This is a genomic window from Massilia sp. 01N417 (assembly GCF_056399645.1).
Genome location: NZ_JBFTRS010000027.1, coordinates 1 through 23,443, shown reverse-complemented (window position 1 = coordinate 23,443; position 23,443 = coordinate 1). Strand labels below are relative to the sequence as shown.

21 protein-coding genes are annotated in these 23,443 nt (G+C 64.9%); 8 read left to right on the top strand and 13 right to left on the bottom strand.

The features are described from left to right. Positions 1 to 2: 2 nt before the first annotated feature. From AC1DOQ_RS23375 to mpl, 5 genes are all read right to left on the bottom strand, one after another. Positions 3 to 887 (bottom strand): TonB C-terminal domain-containing protein, encoded by an 885-nt coding sequence (locus AC1DOQ_RS23375; protein ID WP_477369639.1) that lies wholly within the window; start codon positions 885 to 887, stop codon positions 3 to 5. Between the two features lie 264 nt (positions 888 to 1,151). Beyond that, on the bottom strand, positions 1,152 to 3,212 hold the full coding sequence (locus tag AC1DOQ_RS23370) for a ribonuclease catalytic domain-containing protein (protein WP_477369637.1): 2,061 nt from the start codon (positions 3,210 to 3,212) through the stop codon (positions 1,152 to 1,154). Between the two features lies 1 nt (position 3,213). Next, positions 3,214 to 3,810 carry a chorismate--pyruvate lyase family protein gene (locus tag AC1DOQ_RS23365; RefSeq protein ID WP_477369635.1) on the bottom strand — a complete coding sequence of 199 codons (597 nt, stop codon included), beginning with the start codon at positions 3,808 to 3,810 and terminating at the stop codon, positions 3,214 to 3,216. Beyond that, positions 3,807 to 4,397, bottom strand: a complete 591-nt coding sequence (locus tag AC1DOQ_RS23360) for a YqiA/YcfP family alpha/beta fold hydrolase (protein ID WP_477369633.1) — start codon at positions 4,395 to 4,397, stop codon at positions 3,807 to 3,809. The genes AC1DOQ_RS23365 and AC1DOQ_RS23360 overlap by 4 nt, the downstream gene beginning before the upstream one ends. Beyond that, positions 4,394 to 5,764 (bottom strand): UDP-N-acetylmuramate:L-alanyl-gamma-D-glutamyl-meso-diaminopimelate ligase, encoded by a 1,371-nt coding sequence (mpl, locus tag AC1DOQ_RS23355; protein ID WP_477369631.1) that lies wholly within the window; start codon positions 5,762 to 5,764, stop codon positions 4,394 to 4,396. The genes AC1DOQ_RS23360 and mpl overlap by 4 nt, the downstream gene beginning before the upstream one ends. A gap of 88 nt (positions 5,765 to 5,852) precedes the next feature. Here mpl and AC1DOQ_RS23350 point away from each other — a divergent pair, with 88 nt between their 5' ends. From AC1DOQ_RS23350 to AC1DOQ_RS23315, 8 genes are all read left to right on the top strand, one after another. Continuing rightward, positions 5,853 to 6,485: a hypothetical protein gene (locus AC1DOQ_RS23350; RefSeq protein ID WP_477369629.1), complete on the top strand. Its 633-nt coding sequence runs from the start codon at positions 5,853 to 5,855 to the stop codon at positions 6,483 to 6,485. Further along, positions 6,478 to 7,035 carry a TlpA family protein disulfide reductase gene (locus tag AC1DOQ_RS23345; RefSeq protein WP_477369627.1) on the top strand — a complete coding sequence of 186 codons (558 nt, stop codon included), beginning with the start codon at positions 6,478 to 6,480 and terminating at the stop codon, positions 7,033 to 7,035. The genes AC1DOQ_RS23350 and AC1DOQ_RS23345 overlap by 8 nt, the downstream gene beginning before the upstream one ends. A 127-nt stretch (positions 7,036 to 7,162) precedes the next feature. Then, positions 7,163 to 7,600, top strand: a complete 438-nt coding sequence (gene aroQ / locus AC1DOQ_RS23340) for a type II 3-dehydroquinate dehydratase (protein ID WP_477369625.1) — start codon at positions 7,163 to 7,165, stop codon at positions 7,598 to 7,600. A gap of 88 nt (positions 7,601 to 7,688) precedes the next feature. Next, positions 7,689 to 8,156 (top strand): acetyl-CoA carboxylase biotin carboxyl carrier protein, encoded by a 468-nt coding sequence (accB, locus tag AC1DOQ_RS23335; RefSeq protein WP_477369623.1) that lies wholly within the window; start codon positions 7,689 to 7,691, stop codon positions 8,154 to 8,156. Between the two features lie 102 nt (positions 8,157 to 8,258). Then, positions 8,259 to 9,668: an acetyl-CoA carboxylase biotin carboxylase subunit gene (gene accC, locus AC1DOQ_RS23330; RefSeq protein WP_477369621.1), complete on the top strand. Its 1,410-nt coding sequence runs from the start codon at positions 8,259 to 8,261 to the stop codon at positions 9,666 to 9,668. A 3-nt stretch (positions 9,669 to 9,671) separates the two neighbouring features. Next, positions 9,672 to 10,586 (top strand): 50S ribosomal protein L11 methyltransferase, encoded by a 915-nt coding sequence (gene prmA, locus AC1DOQ_RS23325; RefSeq protein ID WP_477369744.1) that lies wholly within the window; start codon positions 9,672 to 9,674, stop codon positions 10,584 to 10,586. Between the two features lie 5 nt (positions 10,587 to 10,591). Continuing rightward, on the top strand, positions 10,592 to 12,055 hold the full coding sequence (locus AC1DOQ_RS23320) for a DUF3426 domain-containing protein (RefSeq protein ID WP_477369619.1): 1,464 nt from the start codon (positions 10,592 to 10,594) through the stop codon (positions 12,053 to 12,055). Positions 12,056 to 12,083: 28 nt separating this feature from the next. Then, positions 12,084 to 13,022 (top strand): carbohydrate kinase family protein, encoded by a 939-nt coding sequence (locus AC1DOQ_RS23315; protein WP_477369617.1) that lies wholly within the window; start codon positions 12,084 to 12,086, stop codon positions 13,020 to 13,022. Positions 13,023 to 13,038: 16 nt separating this feature from the next. On the opposite strand, the gene AC1DOQ_RS23310 is transcribed toward AC1DOQ_RS23315, so the two are convergent. The 8 genes from AC1DOQ_RS23310 to AC1DOQ_RS23275 all read right to left on the bottom strand — a co-directional run. Then, positions 13,039 to 13,563 (bottom strand): YggT family protein, encoded by a 525-nt coding sequence (locus tag AC1DOQ_RS23310; protein ID WP_477369615.1) that lies wholly within the window; start codon positions 13,561 to 13,563, stop codon positions 13,039 to 13,041. A gap of 76 nt (positions 13,564 to 13,639) precedes the next feature. Next, the gene (locus AC1DOQ_RS23305) at positions 13,640 to 15,013 is read right to left on the bottom strand and encodes a transcriptional regulator (protein WP_477369613.1); all 1,374 of its coding nucleotides are present in this window, start codon (positions 15,011 to 15,013) and stop codon (positions 13,640 to 13,642) included. 582 nt (positions 15,014 to 15,595) lie between these two features. Beyond that, positions 15,596 to 17,245 carry a glycosyltransferase family 4 protein gene (locus AC1DOQ_RS23300; protein WP_477369611.1) on the bottom strand — a complete coding sequence of 550 codons (1,650 nt, stop codon included), beginning with the start codon at positions 17,243 to 17,245 and terminating at the stop codon, positions 15,596 to 15,598. A 12-nt stretch (positions 17,246 to 17,257) separates the two neighbouring features. Beyond that, complete coding sequence (locus tag AC1DOQ_RS23295) at positions 17,258 to 17,743, bottom strand: hypothetical protein (protein ID WP_477369609.1); 486 nt, start codon at positions 17,741 to 17,743, stop codon at positions 17,258 to 17,260. Continuing rightward, positions 17,740 to 18,420 carry a purine nucleoside phosphorylase YfiH/LACC1 family protein gene (locus tag AC1DOQ_RS23290; protein WP_477369607.1) on the bottom strand — a complete coding sequence of 227 codons (681 nt, stop codon included), beginning with the start codon at positions 18,418 to 18,420 and terminating at the stop codon, positions 17,740 to 17,742. The genes AC1DOQ_RS23295 and AC1DOQ_RS23290 overlap by 4 nt, the downstream gene beginning before the upstream one ends. 117 nt (positions 18,421 to 18,537) lie before the next feature. Next, positions 18,538 to 19,650, bottom strand: a complete 1,113-nt coding sequence (locus AC1DOQ_RS23285) for a ribonucleotide-diphosphate reductase subunit beta (protein ID WP_477369605.1) — start codon at positions 19,648 to 19,650, stop codon at positions 18,538 to 18,540. A 119-nt stretch (positions 19,651 to 19,769) separates the two neighbouring features. Beyond that, complete coding sequence (locus AC1DOQ_RS23280) at positions 19,770 to 22,679, bottom strand: ribonucleoside-diphosphate reductase subunit alpha (RefSeq protein ID WP_477369603.1); 2,910 nt, start codon at positions 22,677 to 22,679, stop codon at positions 19,770 to 19,772. Between the two features lie 427 nt (positions 22,680 to 23,106). Continuing rightward, a partial coding sequence (locus AC1DOQ_RS23275) for a helix-turn-helix domain-containing protein (protein WP_477369601.1) occupies positions 23,107 to 23,443 on the bottom strand: 337 nt, incomplete at its 5' end.

Below are 23,443 nucleotides of genomic sequence, written 5' to 3'. Positions count from 1 at the left end.
GCTCATGCTCCCTTTTCTTCGCGCAGTTCGGCCTGCAGCTTGCCTTCCCGGGTGAAGGTGAAGGTCGTGATGACGATCCACAGGTCGTCCTTGTCGGTGGAGCGCATATTGGCCGGGAATTTGCCGAACGGCGCCGCGCGCCGCACGATGCCCAGCGCGGCCTGGTCCAGCGCGCGGTTGCCCGACGAACGCTCGATGCGCGGTCCGCCTTCCTTTTCATAGATGCTGCCGTCCTGGAATACCGGGATGTACATCACCAGCTCGCCGTACAGCTTGCGGCCGTTCTGCTGCGGAAAGCCGAGGGTGCCGACCTCCTCCACCCGCTTCTGCAGCGCCTTGTAATAGACGGCGTAGCCGACCCCGCGCGTGCTCGGGCTGATGAAAGTCTTCTTCGGGCGCTTGTTCTGGTCGGCGATGCGCTGGGTGATCTCGGCCGTCTGGCGCGCGATGGCGCGGCTGGTCTCGAGCATGTCGGCGCCGTTGCGCGAGGGATCGGGCTTGTCCTGCTGGGCGATCGGCGGCGCGACGAACGCGGACGGGTGGGTCTGGGTCAGCAGTTTCTGGCGCTGTTCCAGGTCGGCGATGCGGCGCTGCAGGGCCTTGATGCTGTCGCCGTCCTCGATCTTGCGCAGGTCCGGCAGCGGCGACTGGGCGCGGCCGGCATCGGCATTGCCGCCGCCGTCGAGGTTGGCCTGGGCCAGCGCCTCGGCCTTGACCGGCGCGCGCTCGTGCTTGGCATTGACCAGGATGACTTCCAGCCCCGGATCGGTCGGCTGCAGCCGGAACGCGTCCGGCGCGGCGAAGCGGATCGCCAGCAGGGAGGCGTGCGCCAGCACCGAGAAGGCAATGGCGATCGTCAGGGGGCGGTTGTGTCGAAGGCTCTTCACGTGCTGCGGGACGGGACGGTTGGGAGTACGGAACTACCCATTCTACCGTGGGCGGGAAGGAGTTTGTTAGTCCCTGCGGCAACAAACAGTCTTGCTAGCAACAGTGGGTTGTTGGGGTTTTAAGTTCGGTTATTCAACAGCCAACAGTGAATGCATAAGTATTCACTGTTCGACGGACTTGGATTCCCGCCTTCGCGGGAATGACGGCAGTAGGTCGTCGTTCCCGCGCAGGCGGGAATCCAAGTTTGCACGATCAGCCGCAAATCAAGCCGCAGGCACGTCAGTCTGCGTCACCGGATCCGTCACGGTAACGGAACCCTCAGCCTCGACCGCCTCCGCAGCCGCCGCCTCGCCGGTATCCTCGGCCGTCGACGCCGCCTCTTCCTCCTCCTCGAACTCGAGCGCCGCGGCCGCATCCGGCGCCGGCTCGGCCACCTCGAGCAGGCGGGCTTCCAGCGACAGGTCGACCTCGTCCCAGCGCACGATGTCCAGGCGGACCTGGGCGCCGCGGGCCACCTGCGGCATGCCCGGCAGGCGGATCACCAGCGGGATCTCGACCAGGCGCAGCACCTCGTCCTTCAGCACCACCGCTTCCACCTGGCGCGCGTTTTCCTGGCCCAGCCAGCGCAGGCACCAGTAGCGTTCCATGTTCTGCTGGAATTCGTTATAGGCCGCATAGGCGGCGTCGAAGGCCGAGACGATCGAGAACAGGGTGGCGTCGCGCGGCTTGAACGGGGCCACCAGCGGCGCCGTCACGCCGTGCTCGGCGCAGGCCAGGATCTGCCACTGGTTGACCAGGTCCGTATAGCGGCGTAGCGGCGAGGTGCTCCAGGCATACTGGTCGACGCCCAGGCCCTGGTGCGGGGCCGCGTGGGTCACCATGCGCACCTGGATCTTGGCGTTCCAGCCGCCGGCGCCCGGTCCCTGCGAGCGGTAGATGCCCGGCACGCCGGAGTCGTGCAGCAGCTTGCCCCAGGTGCTGTTGGCGAAGATCATCAGCTCGGCCACGATCTTGTCCAGCGGCGCGCCGCGCTTGCGGCGGACGATGGTCACCACGTCGTCCTCGACGTAGAAGTTGAAGTCGACGCGGTTGCCCTGCTCCGGCTTCAGGCCGAAGGCTTCGCGCTTCTTCATGCGGCCGGCCTCGAGCTGCAGCGCCCACTTCCACAGCAGACTCAGTTCGTCCTTGTGCGGGTAGTCGCCGCTGCCGCTGTCCAGCACCTCCTCGGTCACCAGCGCATCGAGTTCGTTGAGGCGCAGGTTGGTCTTGATCGGCACGCGCTCGGCGCGGGTCTCGGTCGACAGCACCGACCAGGTGTCCGGATCCAGGGTCGCGTACAGCGACAGCGCCGGGCAATCCCTGCCCTCGGCCAGGGTATAGGCTTCCACCACTTCGTCCGGCAGCATGGTGATCTTATCGCCCGGCATATACACGGTCGACATGCGCGCGCGCGCGATCTTGTCGAGCGCGTCGTCGGGGCGGATCGCCAGGCCCGGCGCGGCGATGTGGATGCCGACCCGCACCGTGCCGTCGTCCAGGTGTTCGACCGACAGGGCGTCGTCGATCTCGGTGGTGGTCACGTCGTCGATCGAGAACGCCGCCACCTTCGCCAGCGGCAGCTCAAGCGGCACGCCAGGTACCGGCACCGGCGGGAAGCCGGCGCCGCGCGGGAAGTGCTCGAACAGGAAGCGCGACATGTGCAGGTCCTTGGCCGAAGCGATGCCGCCCGTGCTCAGCATCAGGCGCTGGGCGGTGGTCTGCAATTCGCTGGCGGCGGTTTCCAGGGCCTTGTATTCGATGCCGTTCTTATCCGGCTTGAACAGCAGTTGCTGCACCAGCGGCTGCATGGCGCCAGGGAGGCGGCCCGCCTTCAGTTCCTCGACGTAGGAAGCCTGCACGAGGGCCTGCTGCTTTTTCTTTTCGATACCGGCCAGGGCCGCGCGCAGCGACTGTTCCGGCGCGGCCTTGTAGCGGCCGCGGCCCTTTTTGTAGAAATAGATGGGCGCGTTGTGCAGCGCCAGCACCAGGCCGGCGGCCTCGAAGGGCAGCGGCGCGTGGCCGAAGTATTCGGCGCCCAGCTCGGCAAAGCCGAACTCTTCCTGGCCTGCGACTTCCCACAGGAATTCGAGGTCGACGTCGCCGGCCACCGTCTTGGCCTGCTCCAGCAGCGTGGCAGGATCGGGTTTGTCGAACTGCAGCAGCACGTCGCGGGTCTTGACCTTGGTGCGCTTACCGCTCGGCATTTCGACCTGGTAGGCCTCGCCCGCCTGCGACAGCACGGTGCCGACCTTGAAGTCGCCGGATTCTTCGAAAAAGAGGTTCATGTTATTTCGTGTTCAAATTGGTTGCGACCGCCGCCAGGTTCAGCACCGCGGGCAAGAATACCTCGGTGACCAGCAGCAGGCCTTGACGGCGGCGATAGACGCAACGCCGTGCATGGTAGACGGTATCGGACCCCAGGCTCCGGCCCTCCCGGGCGAGCGCCGCTTGCACGCGCGCCAGCAGGGGATGGCCCGGGCGGATCCGGGCAAACTCGAGCTGGCCGCGCCTGACCAGCGGATCGTGGAACAGGGTGGTGCCGAGCGAGCGCTCGCCCAGCGCCGAGAACAGCGGCCAGTCCTGCGCCGTCGCGCTCATCGGCACCACGGTATGGCCGTAGACCACCGGCTCGCCGTCGCAGCGCAGCAGCACCTCGCGTTCCCACACGCGGCGCGGCCGCGCGAGGCCGATCGCCGCGGCTTCGTCCGCCAGGCACAGATTAGTCTCCTGGCGCAGCTTCTGCACGCGGAACTGGCGGCTGTGCGCGATCAGGCGCGCGGTCAGCGAACCCGGCGTGGTCAGCCAGTCGCGCATGGCGGCGCCGGCGCCCACGCCATCCGGATGCCCCAGCCAGCGGGCCCGGCGCAGCGACGCCGGCCTCACGATGCCGGGCCCGATCTACAGAAGTCCAGCACCTCGCCGACATACTGTTCGAATTCCGACACCGCATGGTCGCTGCCCTCGATCACGTGCTGGCGGGCGCCGGCGTAGTGGGCAACCATGTCGCGGTAATCCAGCACCTCGTCGCCGGTGGCGGCCAGCAGGAAGTAGCGTTCGGGACGGGTGATCCGCGCCACGCGCAAATCGGCCAGCTCGTCGATGTACTCGCGCCTGAACTCGAAGGGCTCGTCGGAATGCCAGGCGGTGGTCACGCCGACATGCTTGTCCAGGTCCTTCAGCGGATCGACCGCCGGATTGATCAGCACCGCGCGGCAGCCGAAGCGCTCGGCCAGCCAGGTGGCGTAGAAGCCGCCCAGCGAGGAGCCGACGATGGCCAGGTTGTCCCGGTGGCGTTCGACCAGGGTCAGCACCAGTTCCATTGCCGCTTTGGGCGAGGCCGGCAGCTGCGGGCAGATCAGCTGCGATGCGCAGCCAAGCTGCGCCATGCGCTGCTGCACCACCCGCGCCTTGAAGGATTTCGGCGAGGAGCGGAAGCCGTGCAGGTATAGCAAATGCGCTGCACCGCTCATTCGCCCAGCGCCTCCAGCAGCTTCTGGTGCACGCCGCCGAAGCCGCCGTTGCTCATCACGAGGATGTGGTCGCCCGGCTGGGCGGCCTGCACGACGGCCTTCACCAAATAGTCGAGCTGGTCGAAGCTGTGGGCGATGCCGCCCAGCGGTTTCAGGGCATCGGCCAGCGACCAGCCCAGCGCCTGCTGGCTGCCGAAGCCGAACACCAGGTCGGCATCCTTCAGGCTGCCCGGCAGCGCATCCTTCATCGCGCCCAGCTTCATGGTATTGGAGCGCGGCTCGAGCACGGCCAGGATGCGGCCCGTCGTCCCGATCTTCTGGCGCAGGCCGGCCACCGTGGTCGCGATCGCGGTCGGGTGGTGGGCGAAGTCGTCGTACACGGTCACGTCCTTCACCACGCCGCGCACTTCCATGCGCCGCTTGACGCTCTGGAAGCGCGCCAGCGATTCGATCGCCTGGGCCGGCGGTACGCCGACGTGGCGGGCGGCGGCGATCGCGGCCAGCGCATTGTTGCGGTTGTGGTGGCCGGTCAGGTCCCAGTGCACGGTGCCCTGGACTTCTCCATTGAACAGCACGTCGAAGCTGGAACCGCCCGGATGCTCGACCAGGCTCCAGTTCACGCCTTCGGATGCGCCGAAGGCTTCTTTCTCGCTCCAGCAGCCGCGCTTGAGCACGCGCGCCAGCGAGGCTTCGTCGCCGTTCACGATCAGGCGGCCGACGCCGGGCACGGTGCGCACCAGGTGGTGGAACTGGGTCTCGATGGCGCCGATGTCCGGGAAGATGTCGGCGTGGTCGTATTCGAGATTGTTCAGCACCGCCGTCTTGGCGTGGTAATGCACGAACTTGGAGCGCTTGTCGAAGAAGGCGGTGTCGTACTCGTCGGCTTCGATGACGAAGAAGTCGGATTCCGCTTCGCCCGACAGGCGCGCCGAGATGCCGAAGTTCATCGGCACGCCGCCGATCAGGAAGCCCGGCGAATAGCCGGCATCTTCGAGGATCCAGGCCAGCATCGAGGTGGTCGTGGTCTTGCCGTGGGTACCGGCGACGGCCAGCACCCATTTATTACGCAAGATATGTTCACCGATCCACTGCGGGCCCGACATATAAGGAAGGCCGCGGTTCAGGATTTCCTCGATCAGCGGATTGCCACGCGTCATCACATTCCCGATCACGTAGAGGTCGGGCTCGAGGGCCACCTGGTCCGGGCTGTAGCCCTGGATCAGCTCGATGCCCTGGGCTTCGAGCTGGGTGCTCATCGGAGGATAGACGTTGGCGTCGCACCCGGTAACGCGGTGGCCGGCCTCTTTTGCCAGGACTGCCAGCCCGCCCATGAAGGTGCCGCAAATGCCGAGGATGTGGATGTGCATGTTTGTTGGCGCTACTGCCGGGAAAATTGCGAATACGCGATTTTACCCGACACGATGCCATTTTCCGTTCAAGAGTATGATCACGGACATGATGCCAACGCCAAATGACGACCTCCAACAGTTACGCGCACGCATTGCGGCCACCGCCGCGCGCATGATTGCGCAGGACGGGGCCGACTATGCCACCGCCAAGGCGAAGGCCGCCCGCCAGGTGCTGGGCGTGGACCGGCCCTCCCCCAACTATTTACCGGACAATCTCCAGGTCGAAGACGAAGTGCGCCGCTACCAGTCCCTGTTCCAGGGGCCGGCCCAGGCCGCCCGCCTGCAGCATCTGCGCGGCACCGCCCTCGAAGTGATGGAGCAGCTGGCCGAATTCCGGCCCTACCTCACCGGCGCCGTGCTGAACGGCACCGCGGGCGAGCACGACGACATCCACCTGCAGCTGTTCGCCGACAGCGCCAAGGAAGTCGAGATCTTCCTGTTGAACCGCAACGTCGACATCGACATCTCGGAAACGCCGCACTTCAAGGGCGGCCGCCACGAGCCGGTCGAGACCGTCAGCTTTCAATGGAAGAAGGAGACCGTCCACGCCGAGCTGTATGAAATGAACGACTTGCGCGGCGCCCTGAAACCGCGCGCCGACGGCCGCCTGCAGCGCGTGGACGCGGCCGGCCTGCGCGCCCTGATGATTACCGATGAAACCCTGGAGCAAGATGAATAGGAAGAACCTGGCCGGCTACGCCATCCTGGCCGCCGCCTTTGCCGTGTTCGGCGCCATCGCCGCCGTCAAGCAGGAAGCCAAGGGGCCGCTGACCACGGCCTATTCGCCAACCAGCGACGGCCGCCCGCACAGCGCGGTCAGCAATCTATATGCACAGTCGCTGAACGACCTGTCCGGCAAATCCCAGTCCCTGGGCCAGTGGAAAGGCAAGCCGCTGCTGGTGAATTTCTGGGCATCGTGGTGCGCGCCCTGCGTGCAGGAGATGCCGGAACTGTCCGAGCTGGCCGCAAAGGATGGCGGCAAACGCTTCAATGTGATCGGCATCGGCATCGATTCGCCGGCGAACCTCGCCGAATTCGTCAAGAAGACGAAGGTGTCCTACCCCTTGTACGTAGGCGGCCTGAGCGGCACCGATCTGTCCCGCGAACTCGGCAACGTGAATGGCGGCTTGCCGTTCACGGTGCTGATCGGCCCGGACGGCCAGGTGCGCAAGACCTATCTGGGGCGTTTGAAGTTCGATCAACTTCGGGCAGATCTCGCTAAGCTGTAGGCATCCGGCATGTTGGCGGCGCCCAAGCGAACGGTCGTTCACTTATATTCCTGGCGCTTTTTATCGCTTGCCAACACACAATGTTGGCGGCAAAATGCCTGTCTTTCGGGCAAATAGACGGTTCATCATGGCGAAAAAGCTACTGCTGCTCAATGGCCCCAACCTGAACTTATTGGGGACGCGCGAGCCTGCGGTGTACGGCGCAACGACCTTGGCCGACATCGAGCAGGCCGCCACTGCCCAGGCAGCAGCGGTGGGAGCAAGCATTAATTGCTTCCAGAGCAACCATGAGGGAGCGTTGATCGACCGTATCCATGCCGCCAGGCAGGAAGGGGTGGATGCAATCGTCATCAACCCGGGCGGGCTGACCCATACCAGCGTCGCCCTGCGCGATGCGCTGGCGGCGGTGGAGATCCCGTTCGTGGAAGTCCACCTCTCCAATATTTATAAGCGTGAGGAGTTTCGTCACCACTCGTTTTTATCTGCGATCGCGCAAGGGACGATCTGTGGACTGGGAGCTGATGGATATCGCTTTGCCATCGACTTCGCGCTCAAAGAGCGTTAATCTACGTCAACTTCACGCATTCTGTGCGGACTCGCGCTAACCACCTGACGCGCCGCATTCAACTACAAATAATTCCAAGGGGTTTCACATGGATCTAAGAAAACTCAAGACATTGATCGACCTCGTCGCCGAATCGGATATCGCTGAACTCGAAGTGACCGAAGGCGAAAGCAAGGTTCGCATCGTCAAATCCTCCGCAATCCCCCAGAATCAGATGGTCATGGTTCCGCCGCAAGGCGTCCAGCAGTACGCCGCACCGGCCGTCGCCGGCGCGCCGGCACCTGCAGCCCCGGCCGCAGCGCCGGCAGCCGCCGAACCGACCGGCCACGTCGTCAAGTCGCCGATGGTCGGCACCTTCTACCGTTCGTCGGCGCCGGGCGCTCCGGCCTTCGTCGAAGTCGGCGCCACCGTCAAGGAAGGCGACACCCTGTGCATCATCGAAGCGATGAAGCTCCTGAACGAAATCGATTCCGACATCTCCGGCACCGTCACCAAGATCCTGGTGGAAAACGGCCAGCCCGTCGAATTCGGCCAGCCGCTGTTCGTGATCGGCTAAGTACCAAACATCAAGGCCCGGACTCTCAAACGAGGGCCGGGCCCGATTCATTTCTTCCTGTTGCATCCGGCTCCGCCGGCACTCACAGAAACACCGCATACCATGTTTGAAAAAATTCTTATCGCCAATCGTGGTGAAATCGCGCTGCGTATCCAGCGCGCCTGCCGCGAGATGGGCATCAAGACGGTCGTCGTGCACTCCGAGGCCGACAAGGACGCCAAGTACGTGAAACTGGCCGACGAATCCGTCTGCATCGGTCCCGCGCAGTCCGCGCAGAGCTACCTGAGCATGCCGGCGATCATCAGCGCGGCCGAAGTGACCGACGCCGAAGCGATCCACCCGGGCTACGGCTTCCTGTCGGAAAACGCCGACTTCGCCGAACGCGTCGAGAAATCGGGCTTCGTCTTCATCGGCCCGCGTCCGGAATCGATCCGCATGATGGGCGACAAGGTGTCGGCCAAGCAGGCGATGATCCGCGCCGGCGTCCCCTGCGTGCCGGGTTCCGAAGGCGCCCTGCCGGACGAGCCGAAGGAAATCATCCAGACCGCGCGCAAGATCGGCTATCCGGTCATCATCAAGGCCGCCGGCGGCGGCGGCGGCCGCGGCATGCGCGTCGTCCACACCGAGGCAGCCCTGCTGTCCGCCGTGCAGATGACCAAGACCGAAGCCGGCACAGCCTTCGGAAATCCCGAAGTCTATATGGAGAAGTACCTGGAAAATCCGCGCCACATCGAGATCCAGGTGCTGGCCGACGAGCACAAGCAGGCCGTCTGGCTGGGCGAGCGCGACTGCTCGATGCAGCGCCGCCACCAGAAGGTGATCGAGGAAGCGCCGGCACCGGGCATCCCGCGCAAGCTGATCGAGAAGATCGGCGAGCGCTGCGCCGAAGCCTGCCGCAAGATCGGCTACCGCGGTGCCGGCACCTTCGAGTTCCTGTATGAAGACGGCGAGTTCTACTTCATCGAGATGAACACCCGCGTGCAGGTCGAGCACCCGGTCACCGAGATGATCACCGGGATCGACATCGTCCAGGAACAGATCCGCATCGCCTGCGGCGAGCGCCTGCGCTTCAAGCAGCGCGACATCATGCTGTCGGGCCACGCGATCGAGTGCCGCATCAACGCCGAAGATCCGTTCAAGTTCATCCCGTCGCCGGGCCGCATCACCAGCTGGCATCCGCCGGGCGGCCCCGGCATCCGCGTCGATTCGCATTCCTACGCCGGCTACTACGTGCCGCCGCACTACGACTCGATGATCGGCAAAGTGATCGCCTACGGCGCGACCCGCGAGCAGGCGATCCGCCGCATGCAGATCGCGTTGTCGGAAATGGTGGTCGAGGGTATCCTGACGAATATCCCGCTGCACCGCGAACTGATGGTCGACGCCCGCTTCATCGAGGGCGGCACCAACATCCACTATCTGGAGCAGAAGCTGGCCCACAAGCCGGACCTGCCGAAGGATGGCGCGATCGGTTCCAAATCCGAAACCAAGGCCGCGGACGTTAAAGGCTGAATGATGAGCTGGATTGAAGTCATAATCGAGATCGCCCGCGAGCACGCCGAGGGCATGTCCGACGCCCTGATGGAAGCGGGTGCGCTGTCGGTCTCGGTCGAGGACGCCGACGAAGGCACCGAGCAGGAAAAGCCGCTGTTCGGCGAGCCGGGCATGGTGCCGACCGAGGCAGCCTGGGATCACAGCCGCGTGGTCGCGCTGACGGACGTCGACGCCGACCAGGCCGCGATCGTGGCCGAGGCTTCGGCCGCGATCGGCCTGAACACCGTACCGTCGTTCACCACCCGTCCGGTGGCGGATGCCGACTGGGTGCGCCTGACGCAGTCGCAGTTCGAACCCATCCACATCGGCAAGAACATCTGGGTCGTGCCGAGCTGGCACGAAGCCCCGGACCCGAACGGCCTGATCCTCGAAGTCGATCCGGGCCTGGCCTTCGGCACCGGCAGCCACCCGACCACCCGCCTGTGCATGGAGTGGCTGGAAACCCATCCGGCACCTGGCAAGTCGGTGCTGGACTACGGCTGCGGCTCGGGCATCCTGGCGATGGTCGCCAGGAAGCTCGGCGCGCAGGACGTGGCCGGGGTCGACATCGACCCGCAGGCGATCGAATCGGCCAAGCTGAACGCCGAACGCAACAACTGCGAGATCGACTTCTACGTGCCGGAAGAATTCGGCGCCTCGAAGTATGGCAGCAGCTGTTTCGACATCGTCGTCGCCAACATCCTGTCGAGCCCCCTGAAGCTGATGGCGCCGATGCTGTCCGGCCGCGTGGCGCCCGGCGGTTCGCTGATCCTGTCGGGCGTGCTGGCGCGCCAGGCCGAGGAAGTGGCGGCTGCCTACGCACCCTTCATCAAGCTGAGCGTCTGGGCCGAACTGGACGGCTGGGTCGCTCTGTACGGCACCCACGGCGCCGACTAAGCGGCATGGCGCTCGCCACCCAGTGCCCGCATTGCCACACCACGTTCCGGGTCGCCGCGGACCAGCTCAAGCTCCGCGGCGGCATCGTCCGCTGCGGCGCCTGCCAGAGCATCTTTGACGGCAACGCCCACCTGATCGACCTGGATGCGCTGGCGGCCGGCAAGGCCGGCGGCGCACAGCCGCAGGACGATGCAGCCGAGGAGCTGCCCGTCTACACCCTCGATTTCGACCGCACCTTCGACCCGCTCGGCATCTTGCCGAAGCCGGCGCCCGAGGAGCCGGCGGCCGCGCCTGTGCCTGTGCCTGTGCCGGCATCGACGCCGGCACCTGCGCCGCGCGCGCAGGTCTGGCGTACCGGCGGCGGCATGGCGGCCGCCCAGCTTGCGTCCGAGCCCGAAACGATTCAGGCAGAGGAAGCGGCGCCCGTAGCGGAACCGGTGCCCGAACCGGCGCCGGAAGCCGAACCGGCCATGCCGGAAGAACCGGCTGTAGAAGCCGATGTCAGGCCCGAAGCGGCCGAGACGGCGCCCGCTGCCATCGCCGAGCCGGCGCCTGCCGAAGCCCCCGCCGAAGCTACGCCGCCGCTCCCGACTGCTTCCGCCTACGCGCCCCAGGACCGCATCGAGCCCAGCTTCGAGCTGCCGGTGGACGAGGAACTGGTCGCCCGCCCGCTGCCCGGCGACGAGGACGCCCATCCTGACGAGGCGCCCGCAGAGCCGGCCACGGACGCCGCCGGCATCCCGACGGACGACATTCCACCCGCCGCCCTGCCCCTGCGCGCCTCGGCGGCCGGCGTCGACACCCTGATGCCGCCATCCGCGCCGGCGCCCGCACCGGCGGTGAAATCGGCGCGCGCCAAGGCCGTCGAGGCCCGCACGCGCCGCTCCAGGCTCACGCCCACGAAGATCGATGCGCCCAAGCTGCGCGTGCCGGCGTCCCTCGAGTCCGACGAGCCGGAGTTCGTCAAGCGCAGCCGCAAGCAGGAAGCGTCGGGCCGGACCCGGCGCCTCCTGATGATCGGCGGCGCCGTGGTGCTGGCGCTGCTGCTGGCGGCCCAGCTGGTGATCGACTTCCGCAACGTGCTGGCGGCGCGCTATCCGGGCGCCAGGCCGCTGCTCGGCAGCGCCTGCGCCGTGCTGGGCTGCCGTGTCGGTCTCCCGAGCCAGGTCGAGAACCTGTCGATCGAGACCGGCGAACTGACCACCCTCGGCGTCGACAGCTATTCGCTCAACACCCTGCTGCGCAACCAGGGCAGCCTCGCCCAGGCCTGGCCCAGCATCCAGCTCGAACTGACCGACGCCAACGACAAGCCCCTGCTGCGCCGCGTATTCGGCCCCGCCGACTATCTGCCGAAGGGCGTGCCGGTGGCCGCCGGCTTCGCTGCTCGCTCGGAACAGCCGGTCCGGCTGAACTTCGCGCTCACGGACCTGAAGCCGTCCGGCTACCATATGATCGTTTTTTATCCCTAGCTTAGTTTCACCACCTTCAGGACCCAACATGACCAAGACTGCGCTGATCTGCGGCTCGATTGCCTTCGACAAGATCATGCAATACCAAGGCCGCTTCGGCGAAACCCTGCTGGCCGACCAGCTCCACCGCGTGAACGTATCCTTCCTGGTGCCGACCCTGCGCACCGAGTTCGGCGGCTGCTCCGTCAACATCGCCTACAACCTGAAGATGCTGGGCGGCGATCCGCTGATCATGGGCACCATCGGCCAGGACGGCGGCGGCTACCTCGAACGCATGGAAAAACAGGGCCTGGCGACCAACGCGATCCGCACCATCGGCGACGCCTACACCGCCCAGTGCTTCGTCACCGCCGACCTGGACAACAACCAGATCAACGCCTTCCACCCGGGCGCGATGCAGTTTTCGCACGAGAACAGCCTGGCCGACTACCTGCCGCTGCGCGTCGCGATCGTTTCGCCGGATGGCCGCGACGGCATGATCAAGCATGCGCGCGACTGCGCGGAGCGCGGCGTGCCGCTGATGTTCGATCCGGGCCAGCAGCTGCCGATGTTCAACGGCGACGAGCTGCTGACCTTCCTCGAGCAGGCCAGCTACCTCGCCTGCAACGATTATGAATTCGAGATGGTGATGGACCGTACCGGCCTGACGCTGCAGGACATCGCTTCGCGCCTGGACGCGCTGATCGTCACCCGCGGCGAGCAAGGTTCGGACATCTACGCCGGCGGCGAGCACCACAAGATCCCGGCGGTGCCGGCCAGCAGCGTGGTCGATCCGACCGGCTGCGGCGACGCCTATCGCGCCGGCCTGCTGTACGGTATCGCGAACGATCTGGACTGGCCGACCAGCGGCCGCCTGGCCAGCCTGCTCGGCTCCATCAAGATCGCCCACCAGGGCGGCCAGAACCACAGCTTCACGCCCGAGGAGATCGCGGAGAAGTTCGAAGCTGCATTCGGCTACCGCTTCTGATCAGCGGGTCAGGACGTCAGAACAGCGCCTGGCCCAGTAGGTACTTGATGATCTGCAGCAGGATCAGCGCAACCAGTACCGACAGGTCCAGGCCGCCCACCGGCGGGATCACACGGCGCAAGGGCCGCAGCAGCGGGTCGTTGAGCGCCCGGATGAAGGGCGCCAGCGGCGCATGCGGATTGATCCAGCTGAACACCACTTCGATGATCAGCAGGCCCATGAAGCCGTAGATGATCCAGTTCAGGAAGCGGAACACGGCGTACAGCACGACGGTGTATCCGCTCCACCCCGCCAGAAACATCACCGAACTCGCCACCAGCACGATCAGGAAAGCGCCGATCAGGCTCGCCCAGTCATAGCCGCCGACACCCGGCAGCAGACGGCGCAGCGGGCGTACCAGCCAATCGGTCAAGGTGAAGATGAATTGGGCGATCGACATGGGCGGCCGCACGCGGATCGCCTGCATCCAGAAGCGCAACAACAAGACTCCACCGACGACGCTGGCCGCGGTATCGACGATCAACTGAAGAATGGGCAGCACAAGGACTCCTTAAAAAAAAACCGCTGTGTGAATTTCTCACACAGCGGTATTTTGCCTGAACCAGGCAAGAAAGGTATTACGGACGGCTGCTGGTCGGGAACGGCCATGCTGCCGGCACCGGCACCGTCTTGGCGGTCGACTGGGCTGCCTGGCCTGCCGAAGCGCTGTCCTGCTTGGCTTCGGTTTTCGCTTCGGTCTTGGTGTCGGCCTTGGCTTCCGGCTTGGCTTCCGCTTTCGCTTCCGACTTGGCTTCCGGCTTTGCTTCGGCCTTCGGCGCAGCAGCTTTCTTTGCGGCCGGCTTGGCTGCCGGCTTGGCGGCGGCCTTCACTGCCGGCTTGGACTCGGCGGTTTTGGCAGCAGCCGGAGCCTTGGTGGCAGCAGCGGTTTTGGTGGCAGCAGCGGTCTTGGTGGCGGCAGCCTTGACCGGAGCTTTGGCAGCGGTCTTGGTTGCGGCAGCCTTGGCCGGAGCTTTAGCAGCGGTCTTGGTTGCGGCAGCCTTGGCCGGAGCTTTAGCAGCGGTCTTGGTTGCTGCAGCCTTGGCGCCCGTCTTCGCCACTGGCGAAGCCGAGCCCTTGGCAGCGGTCTTGGTTGCGGTAGCCTTGGCCGGAGCTTTGGCAGCGGTCTTGGTAGCGGCGGCTTTCTTGGCCGGTGCGGCTGCCTTGGCGGTGGTCTTGCTTGCAGCCTTGGCCGGAGCTTTGGCAGCGGTCTTGGTTGCAGCAGCTTTCTTGGCCGGAGCTTTAGCGGCGGTCTTGGTTGCGGCAGCTTTCTTGGCCGGAGCTTTGGCGGCGGTCTTGGTTGCAGCAGCTTTCTTGGCCGGAGCTTTGGCGGCGGTCTTGGTTGCTGCAGCTTTCTTGGCCGGAGCTTTGGCAGCGGTCTTGGTTGCAGCAGCTTTCTTGGCCGGAGCTTTGGCGGCGGTCTTGGTTGCTGCAGCTTTCTTGGCCGGAGCTTTAGCAGCGGTTTTGCTTGCAGCGGCTTTCTTGGCCGGTGCTGCTGCTTTGCTTGCAGCGGCTTTCTTTGCCGGTGCAGCTGCTTTAGTTGCAGCGGTTTTCTTTGCCGGAGCTTTAGCAGCGGTTTTGCTTGCAGCGGCTTTCTTTGCCGGTGCAGCAGCTTTGCTTGCAGCAGCTTTCTTGGCCGGAGCTTTAGCGGCGGTCTTGGTTGCAACGGCTTTCTTGGCCGGTGCTGCAGCTTTCTTTGCAGCCGGTTTTGCAGCGGCTTTAGCGGCCGGCTTGGCTGCCGGTTTTGCTGCGGCTTTTGCTGCCGGTTTAGCTGCCGGTTTAGCTGCAGCTTTTGCTGCCGGTTTAGCGGCGGCTTTAGCAGCCGGTTTCGCTGCCGGTTTAGCGGCGGCTTTAGCGGCCGGCTTGGCGGCTACCGTCTTTTTAGCGGCGACGGTTTTTTCTGCGGCGGCCTTTGCGGCCGGCTTTGCTGCGGTTTTCTTAGCGGCTGTTGCCATTTTATGTTCTCCTTCTCTGCGATGAGAAAATACGCTACAAGGTTTGAACCCGTCCAACCCGGTCTGCTTGGTCGGGCGAATTATTCATCGGCGCACACTCGGGTCTGCGTCAATGAATCCGGCACCAGCTGAACTGCTGCAACTCCTCAAGTCTGCAGCACTTCAGCTATCGTCGTCGCCGACGACCGAAACGACAAAAGTTCGATGGTTCACTGCGCTGTCCACACCGCTGCCCGCGAGAGCGCGAAAAGAAAAAGCCGCCATGCCCGACATTAATCAGGCAATGCGGCTTGTTCTTTTCGCGAAGCTTACGTGCATACTGAATGAATCAGCGTCCCATTTTTTGATCGGTTTGCCACCCGTTAAACACGCTTAAAAATTTGCGTGTTCACGTTTTGACAAATTCAATCACGTAAAGTACACGAAAACCTTGTCAGTGCGCAACCCGCACACAGTATTTTTCATGTCTTTCCGCTTGGGCGAAGTGCTATCGGCAGCTTTCAATCGATCGTCGCGATAACGTTTGATCCCATTCGTACTTCAGCTCCTTCAAAAACAAGCGCGCACCTGCCGCGCATTCCATTAAATCTTCATACCAATACGCAGCAAATCCATCTTGCAAAGCCACGCCAATCCGCGCAGCAAAGTCGGCCGATCGCAAGGCCCAAGCGCGTCGAGCAATTCATCGACCTGCGTCGGCCGCGATTCGATCGAACCGAAGATCTGGCCGAATTCTTCGAGCGTCGGCAAGGACGACGCGGCGAAGCGGTTGATTCCCAATTCGCGATATTCGCGCAGTTGCGCGAGCGATGCATCCGGCGCCAGTTCGACGATCGATTCCGGCGTCAACTGCGCGCTCGGATAGCTCGCGAACACCGCGAAAGGATCGAGCCGGTCCGGCACCGATTGCGGCAGCGCCGGCACCAGCGCGGCATCGGCGCGGCGCCGCTCATCGAGCTCGCTCCACAGCGCGCGATAGCGCCCGAACACCACCCCCCAGTCTAACTCCTCGCCTGCGCGCCGGCGTCCGTTCTCGCCCAGCTGGCGGCGCAGTCCGGCATCCTTGATCAGGCGCTCGTACGCCTGGGCGAGCTGCGCGCCATCCACCGCCACCGCCTGGCTGGTATGACCGCAATACTGGTCGTAACTGTCGACGCCGTCGTCGTAACGCTGCGCGAGGTCAAGGCCGGCGCCCGCGCCGGGCATGGTGGTCGGGATGCGATAGCCGTCGACGCCGTCGCGCACCGTGTCGCGGTAGCCGTTCCAGTCGCTCACCACGCAAGGCAGGCCGGCCGCCATCGCCTCGAGCGGCGTCAGGCCGAAGCTCTCCTGCAGATTGTCCGCCAGCGAAGTGAAGACGTCGGCGGCGGCCCAGGCGCTGGCCTGGCTGTCCGCTGCGCGGCCGTCGAGCACCGTCAGCCGCACCGATGGGCACAGCAGCGCGGCGGCCTCGCGGAAGGCCTTCTCGATCGCCTCGCTGGCAAACCATCCGCACAGGATCAGGTGCACCTGGCGCCCGGCCTTGTCGGCGCGCTCCAGTGCGCTGAACATCTGCTGCGGATGCGCCTTCGCATGGAAGGACAGCCGGCCCGGGAACAGGAAGGCGACGTCCTCGTCTTCGATGCCGAGCCGGCGCCGCGCCGCGCCGCGGCCGGCTGCGTCGAATGCGAAGTCGCGGCCGTGCACGCCGAGCGGAATCAGCGGCAGCTGCGGCAGCTCGAAACGCTGCGCTCCCAGCCGCGCACGCAGGTAGTCGGCCTGGCGCTCCAGCACTTCGCGCACGCTGTCGCGCACCACGCGCGAGGTGCAGATCACCGCATCCCAGCTGCGTACCGGCGCCACCAGCAGGTTGGCGATCGCGCTCATCACCGCGTGGCTGGACGTGGTGTGCGTGATGCCGCACAGGCTGTAGCGGCGCTCGCCGATGCCCAGGCGGCGCCAGGCCAGGCGCTCGATGCCGGGCGCCGGATGGTAGAGCGTGCCGAAACGCTCGAGCTGCTGCGGCCTGCCCTGGCTCACCCGCTCGACCTCGCCTTTGAAGCCATGCTCGCGCAGCGCGCGCTCGCATTCGCCGCCATGGGCTTCGCCGGCGGCGAAGCAGCCGATCGTGGACAATCCGCTCTGCGCGACGGCGCGCATCAGGGCGGCGCCGGCCGCCTGACGTCCCATCGGTTTCGGTCCCGCGACGGAATAAGCCTCGGGGACGAAATGCAGTGCGAAGCGGTCCTTCATCTGTCTCCCTCTTCAGCGGGCTGCCGCAATGGCTTCAGCAGCTCGAGGCAGGCCGGCAAGCCCACCGACTCGAAATCGTAGTTGCGCAACACCGTCCACCGCCATCGCTTTCAGCACCGACCACGAGAGCACGAACGGATAAGTGAGGTAAATGTGCAGGCTCGAGACCTGCAACACCGTGCGGTAGCTCGCATATGGCAGCTTGCCGAGGAAATGAACGCGCGACCGGTCGACGGAATCCGCCAATTCCGCGCACGGCATCTCGCGATAGCTGGCGACTCCTTCGGGCGGACGGCGGCCGTAGCTGACGCCGTCGATGGCCGCCAGCAGCGACTGCATCAGCACCGGATTCTTGATGCGGATCCGCAGACGGTCGTCGAAGCTGGCCGGGCAAATTCTGATGGATGAAGAGGATGCGTAGCATGGCAGGCATGATAGCTTTACTGGCAAGCCTGTGGCGCAAGGGATGATGGCATCCCTTGCGCGAATCGCGATCAAGGCGCTGCGATCGCGATCACCGACCACTGCACGTCGACGATCGGGGTGCGCGTTTCGCGGTCGCGGCGGTAGCTGTGATAGACGAAGCGGCCCTCGTCGCCGCGCGCGCACATGGTGCAGTCGAGCCGGGCCGACACGCGTTCGAAGCCGGCCTGCGCGAGCTGCCGGCGCACGATCGCCGGCAGGTCGAGCCGGCGCGGCCGCGGCGCGACGGTCTCCCGCGGCAGCCCGGTACGCTCCACAAATGCGTCGACCAGGTCTTCCGACACTTCATAACAGCAGGCGTGGGCCGCCGGCCCGATCGCCGCGATCCAGTCGCCGGGATCGCCGCCGCGCTCACGCACCATGGCCGAAAAACGGTCGACGATGCCGGCGTGGGCGCCGCGCCAGCCGACGTGCAGGGCCGCCACCTCGCGCCCGTCCTGCCGCGCCAGCAGCACCGGCACGCAGTCGGCGGTGGCGATCGCGAGCAGCAGCCCGGGACGGTCGGTGAGCATGCCGTCGGCTTCGCCGCAATCCTCGTTGGGTTCGGTCGCGACGGCGATATGGGTGCCGTGGCGTTCGTGCTGGATCGGGCGGAGGGGCCAGTAGGCGGGCAGGAGCCGGGCCATGTCGTCGTGGCGGGTGCCGAAGCCGTGGACGATGGCGGGATGGTCGAGGTGCGGGCTGGTAAACATCGTGAGGCTGCCAAGCAAAGGTGCGGGCAGCATAACAGACAGTCCGCGGACTGTCCGGCGCGGCAAATAAAAAGCCCGCCGGGCGGCGGGCTTGCAGGAGGGGACGGCTGTCCGGGATCAATCCCAGCTCAGCGCACCACCGGTCTGGTACTCGGTCACGCGGGTCTCGAAGAAGTTGCGTTCCTTCTTCAGGTCGATCATCTCGCTCATCCACGGGAAGGGGTTTTCCTCGTTCGGGAACAGCGCATCCAGGCCGATCTGGACGGCGCGGCGGTTGGCGATGAAGCGCAGGTAGCCCTTGAACATCGGGGCGTTCAGGCCCAGCACGCCGCGCGGCATGGTGTCTTCGGCGTAGCGGTACTCGAGTTCGACGGCCTTCAGGAACAGCTGCTTGATCTCTTCCTTGAACTCGGCGGTCCACAGCTGCGGGTTTTCCATCTTGATCGTGTTGATCAGGTCGATGCCGAAGTTGCAGTGCATGGACTCGTCGCGCAGGATGTACTGGTACTGCTCGGCGGCACCGGTCATTTTATTTTGACGACCGAGCGCCAGGATCTGGGTGAAGCCGACGTAGAAGAACAGACCTTCCATCAGGCAGGCGAACACGATGATCGAGCGCAGCAGCTTCTGGTCGTTTTCCAGGGTGCCGGTCTTGAATTCCGGATCGTTGATGACCTCGATGAACGGGATCAGGAACTGGTCCTTGTCGCGGATCGACGGGATTTCGTTGTAGGCGTTGAAGATTTCCTTCTCGTCCAGGCCCAGCGATTCGACGATGTACTGGTAGGCATGGGTGTGGATCGCCTCTTCGAAGGCCTGGCGCAGCAGGTACTGGCGGCATTCCGGCGCCGTGATGTGGCGGTAGGTGCCCAGCACGATGTTGTTGGCGGCCAGCGAGTCGGCGGTCACGAAGAAGCCGAGGTTGCGCTTGACGATGCGGCGCTCGTCTTCGGTCAGGCCGTTCGGGCTCTTCCACAGCTCGATGTCGCGCTGCATGTTCACTTCCTGCGGCATCCAGTGGTTGGCGCAGCCGGCCAGGTATTTGTCCCAGGCCCACTTGTACTTGAACGGCACCAGCTGGTTGACGTCGGTTTTGGCGTTGATGATGCGCTTGTCGTCGGCGTTCACGCGCTTGGCGACAGCGGCGGCGCTGACGCCTTCCGCGATGTTGCTTCCTGCGGTGGCGGCCGGTGCGCCCGTGGTCGGTTCATCGTCCCATGACAGAGCCATGATCTTTTCCTTCTATTGTTAACTTAGAAACGTCGCCCCCGCGGAGGCGGGGACCCAAGTTATTTAGCGTAGCGCGGACAAACTTGGATTCCCGCCTTCGCGGGAACGACGGGGTGTCTTTACTGGCAGGCTTCGCACTCGTCGAAACCGGCATCGCCCGGACGCAGGTAGCAGGCGGCGCCTTCCACCACATCCGCCGAAGCTGCCGGAGCTGCCGCCGGAGCCGGAGCTGCCGCCGCCGCTGCCGAGAGGCCGCCGTCGACCGGCACGGCGTTCAGGGCGCCGGTACGGGTGGTCGACTTCTCCATGTGGGTCGCGGCGATGGTGCGCAGGTAGTAGGTCGTCTTCAGGCCGCGCAGCCAGGCCAGTTTATAGGTCTCGTCCAGCTTCTTGCCCGAGGCGCCGGCCATGTAGATGTTCAGCGACTGGGCCTGGTCGATCCACTTCTGGCGGCGCGATGCGGCTTCCACCAGCCACTTCGGCTCGACTTCGAAGGCGGTCGCGTAGATCTCGCGCAGGTCTTGCGGTGCGCGGTCGATGCGCGACAGCGAGCCGTCGAAGTATTTCAGGTCGTTGATCATGACCTCGTCCCACAGGCCGCGCGCCTTCAGGTCGCGCACCAGGTAACCGTTGATCTCGGTAAACTCGCCCGACAGGTTCGACTTCACGTACAGGTTCTGGAAGGTCGGCTCGATGCAGGCAGACACGCCAATGATGTTCGAGATGGTCGCGGTCGGGGCGATCGCCACGCAGTTCGAGTTACGCATGCCGAACTGCTTGATGCGGTTGCGGACGATGCTCCAGTCCATGGTTTCGGACGTATCCTGCTCCAGGTAGCCGCCGCGCTCTTCCGCCAGCAGCTTGATCGAGTCCTGCGGCAGGATGCCGCGGTCCCACAGCGAACCCTCGTAGGACTGGTAACGGCCGCGCTCTTCGGCCAGCTCGGTCGAGGCCAGGTAGGCGTAGTAGCAGACGGCCTCCATCGAGCGGTCGGCGAATTCCACCGCCTTGTCCGAGGCAAACGGCACGCGCATCATGTGCAGGCAGTCCTGGAAGCCCATGATGCCCAGGCCGACCGGACGGTGGCGCAGGTTCGAGTTCTTCGCCTTGTCGACGGCGTAGTAGTTGATGTCGATGACGTTGTCCAGCATGCGCATCGCGGTGCGGATGGTCTTCTGCAGCTTGACCGCGTCCAGGCCGTCGCCCTTCATGTGGGCTGGCATGTTGACCGAACCCAGGTTGCAGACGGCGATCTCGTCGGCGTTGGTGTTCAGCGTGATCTCGGTGCACAGGTTCGAGGAGTGCACCACGCCCACGTGCTGCTGCGGCGAGCGGATGTTGCACGGATCCTTGAAGGTGATCCACGGGTGGCCGGTCTCGAACAGCATCGACAGCATCTTGCGCCACAGGTCGAGCGCTTCGATTTTCTTGTACACGGACATTTCGCCGCGCGCCGCCTTGGCTTCGTAGCCCAGGTAGGCTTCTTCGAAGGCCTTGCCGACCTTGTCGTGCAGGTCCGGCACTTCGGACGGCGAGAACAGGCTCCACGAGCCCTTCTCCATCACGCGCTTCATGAACAGGTCCGGAATCCAGTTCGCGGTGTTCATGTCGTGGGTGCGGCGGCGGTCGTCGCCGGTGTTCTTGCGCAGGTCGAGGAATTCCTCAATGTCCAGGTGCCAGGTTTCCAGGTAGCCGCAGACCGCGCCCTTGCGCTTGCCGCCCTGGTTGACCGCCACGGCGGTGTCGTTCGCCACTTTCAGGAACGGAACCACGCCCTGCGATTTGCCGTTGGTGCCCTTGATGCGCGAACCCATCGCGCGGACCGGAGTCCAGTCGTTGCCCAGGCCGCCGGCGAATTTCGACAGCAGCGCGTTTTCCTTGATCGCGTCGTAGATGCCTTCCAGGTCGTCGCTGACGGTGGTCAGGTAGCACGAGGACAGCTGCGAGCGGCGGGTGCCCGAGTTGAACAGGGTCGGGGTCGAGCTCATGAAGTCGAAGCTCGACAGCAGGTTGTAGAACTCGATCGCGCGCGCTTCGCGGTTCTCTTCGCGCAGGGCCAGGCCCATCGCGACGCGCATGTAGAAGGCCTGCGGCATCTCGATGCGGGTTTCGCGGATGTGCAGGAAGTAGCGGTCGTACAGGGTCTGCAGGCCGATGTAGCCGAATTGCAGGTCGCGGTCGGCAACGATGGCCTTGGCCAGCTTCTGCAGGTCGAACTTGCCCAGTTCCTCGTCCAGCAGCTCGGCGTCGATGCCCTTGGCGATGTACTGCGGGAAGTAGGTGATGTACTCGGCGGCGGCGCCGGCTTGCGGCACTTCCCTGCCGAAGACTTCCTTGCGGATGGTGTGCAGCAGGATGCGCGCGGTGACCTGGCTGTAGGCCGGATCCTTTTCCATCAGGGCGCGGGCGGCCAGGATGGCCGACTTGTGCAGCTCCTCGACCGGCACGCCGTCGTACAGGTTCTTGACGGTTTCGGCCAGGATGGCGTCGGCGTCGACGTGCTTTTCCAGGCCCACGCAGGCGGCGCCGATCAGGGACACCACTTCGTTCATGTCCAGCGGACGGCGCACGCCGCCGTCGACCACGGTGAACTGCGGCGCGGCGACCGCGGTGGCGCCGGCAGCTTCCTTGGCGGCGCGGCGCTCGTCCATGCGCTTGGCGCGGTACAGCACGTATTCGCGCGCGACGTCATGCTCGCCCGAGCGCATCAGGGACAGCTCCACCTGGTCCTGCACATCTTCGATGTGGAAGGTGCCGCCGTTCGGCTGGCGGCGCACCAGGGCGGCGACCACGTTATTGGTCAGCTGCTCGACCAGGTCGCGGATGCGCGCCGACTCGCGGCCCTGCTCGCCGTTCACGGCGAGGAAAGCCTTGGTCATCGCGACGGCGATCTTGTTCGGAGCAAACGGCACCACGGCGCCGTTACGGCGGATGATGCGGTAGTCGCCGGTCGCGACCAGTTCGGCCGCGCTGGTGCCGGCAGCCGTTCCTGGTTGCGGATTGATGGAGATGTCCGAAGATGTTTGCATTGAGCCTCCCAGGATGGCAGCGCGCCACCGACTAAAAACGATGAATGCCAACTGATAAAAGTTGGCAACCTAATAACTTTTTGAGAATAATAAAGAGGAGAGCCATGTTGGAAAACGCCTGCATGCGCCCCTCCTCTTACTGATCTGCCTTTCGACACTGACCACTAGATATAGTGTCCGACAGCCGTATGAACCTAATTGTAGTCGATATTCGCCAATATCAAAGACTCTGCTGAGCGGTTTTTTTTCTAGCGCCGAGCTTGACATTTGCCGAGGCGAATCATCATGGGCCTCGGAATGAAAGTAAGCACTAACATAACGATTTGGGGGCCCCGACGTGGTGCGGCCAGGCGTTGACGGAGTCGGCGTTCAGGCCATGTTGCAATGGCGAAAAGACAACAGCTCACCCGCTCAACCATGATCCGAATCAGGGTTCGGGCGCGTGGATCTCCAGTTTCTGCATCTGGTAGCGCAGCTGGCGCACGTTGATGCCGAGCAGGCTGGCGGCCTGGGTACGGTTGAACTGGGTCTGCTGCAGCGCGCGCAGGATGATGTCGCGCTCGACCTGGCTRAGGTAGTCCGGCAGGTTGCTGGGCAGTTCGCCGGCGCCCAGGCTCGGCATGCCGGACGGCGCGTCGGCCGGCGCCGGCGCCGGCGTGGCAGGTGCGATCGGTGTCGCCGGTGCAGCGGGCTGCTCGCGGTCCTTGCCCTGCTGCCGGGATTCGTCTTTGCGAACGAAGGCACCWTCCCGCTCGACGCTCGAC